Annotated in this window: 1 protein-coding gene; it reads left to right on the top strand. The window is 67.1% G+C overall.

Going from position 1 to position 794, the window contains the following annotated elements; genetic code table 11:
* Window positions 1–83: 83 nt before the first annotated feature.
* A partial coding sequence (locus U9977_RS15470; protein WP_322749964.1) for a HAMP domain-containing protein occupies window positions 84–794 on the top strand: 711 nt, incomplete at its 3' end.

Raw genomic sequence — 794 nt, 5'->3', positions numbered from 1 at the left:
CCTCATGAACGGTTGCCGACCCGTTCGGCGCGATCGGCCAGACGCGAGTGATTCCCGCGGACGCGGGTTTGGAGAGCTTCATCATGACGATGGTGTCGGAAACCGCGCCCGTGGACGACCAGCTCATCAGCGATTTGCTCGGTGCCCTCACCGCGTTGTGTCACGGTGACTTCTCGGTTCGGCTGGGGGAACGCGGCGGCCGCGGCACACTGCTGGCAGCGCGTTTCGACGAGCTTGCCGGCGTCCAACAGCGACACTCCCTCGAACTGGAGCGGGTGAGCAAGGTGATCCGGCGGGACGGCCGGTTGACCGAGCGGATGGCCGATCTCGGGTTCGAAGGCGGTTGGGCGATGTCGAACCAGGCGGTCAACTCGCTCATCGACGACCTTGCGCGGCCGACGCACGAGGTCGCGCGGGTCATCGCCGCGGTCGCGCAGGGCGATCTTTCGCAGCATATTGCGATGGAGATCGCCGGCCAGCCGGTGCGGGGCGAGTTCCTGCGCATCGGTACGACGGTGAACACCATGGTGGACCAGCTCTCGTCCTTTGCCGACGAGGTCACCCGGGTCGCCCGCGAGGTCGGCACCGAGGGCAATCTCGGCGGGCAGGCGCGGGTCAAGGGCGTGTCCGGGGTATGGCGGGATCTCACCGAGTCGGTGAACTCGATGGCGGGAAACCTGACCAATCAGGTCCGCAACATCGCCCAGGTGACCACCGCGGTGGCGCAGGGCGACCTGTCCCAGAAGATCACCGTGGATGCCCGCGGTGAGGTCGCCGGTCTTGCGCACACCATC

Origin of the sequence: Protofrankia sp. Cas8, assembly GCF_963555845.1 — a bacterium.
In the GTDB taxonomy this organism is placed as follows: domain Bacteria; phylum Actinomycetota; class Actinomycetes; order Frankiales; family Frankiaceae; genus Protofrankia.
Note: the sequence above shows the minus strand (reverse complement) of the source record. Positions and strands in the feature narration are given on the sequence as shown.